Annotated in this window: 1 protein-coding gene; it reads left to right on the top strand. The window is 40.8% G+C overall.

Translation table 11 applies throughout. The features are described from left to right. Positions 1–245: 245 nt before the first annotated feature. The coding region (locus tag M1R56_RS09990; protein WP_282434709.1) for an IS110 family transposase at positions 246–1,153 on the top strand (908 nt) is incomplete at its 3' end.

A 1,153-nucleotide genomic window follows, 5' to 3' on the forward strand; every position in this document is an offset into this window, starting at 1 on the left:
AAAACATACTAAGATTAGTAGTGAGGAAATCTCCGACGGGAGAAAGTACTCACTACTTTTTCGTTATGTTAAAGTAGTGGTGTCTTGTTAAGTCGATAAGTCCTTTGGCGCTAGACGTCGTAACTAAAACTGACAAGACACCTGTTTTAGGAAGAATGTTATCAAAGTATGTGGGACGAAAAACGTCGAGTATTGAAAATGACATCACTAAAGCAAGGAATCATTCAAGACAAAGAGGTAATATCATGCGAGTAGTTTTTGGGATTGACGTGAGTAAAGCAAGCTCAGAAGTGGCCATCTTGGTCAATGGAGAAAAAGTACATGGCTATACCATTCCCAATGATGCCATCGGATTTAATCGACTACTTGGGGACTTGAAGACTGTTCACGAGCCAGAGATTATCTTCGAGGCGACTGGTGTCTATTCTCGTCGTCTTCAGGCCTTCTTTGAGGATAATAGTTACGCTTATACACGGCTCAATCCCTTAGAATCCAAAAAACAACTAGATAGCTTACGAGTACGTAAAACCGATAAGATTGACGCTGAAAAACTAGCTGCGTCTCAGTTCATCCTCAATCGTAAACCAAGCTATGTCCAAGAAGCGCTTTATCAAGAATTACGCGATCTCAGCCGTTTCTATCAGAATCTTACTGAGGATATCGTCTGCGCTAAAAACCGTCTGCACAAGGTTTTACAGGTCACTTTTCCTGAATTGGAAAACATATTGTCGGCACCAACTGGGGAACAATATTGGAACTTGGTCATGACTTTTCCATGTAATAGTTTTGTACTGGAGTCAGATGACGCCACATTAACAGCTATCATCCGTCAGTCTACGGCAAAACGCATCTCTGAAAAACGTGTGACTTACTTAGTAGATAAGCTTACAAAACTAGCTAATCAGTCTTATTGTGCGGTTAAGAAAACCTCTCCAGTGATAGAAGAGGTCAAATACTATGCAGGGGAGTTACTTAGGCTTTCTGAACACAGACAAGGTGTTTTAGAGGAGATGGTAACATTAGCTCAATCTTTGCCAGAATACGAGATTCTTCTCTCTATTCCTGGAATAGCCGAAACCACAGCGACAAGTATTATTGGCGAACTTGGTGACATTCGTCGATTTCACTCTGCCAATCAAATCAATGCTTTTAT

The organism is Streptococcus sp. oral taxon 431 (assembly GCF_023115445.1).
In the GTDB taxonomy this organism is placed as follows: Bacteria; Bacillota; Bacilli; order Lactobacillales; family Streptococcaceae; genus Streptococcus.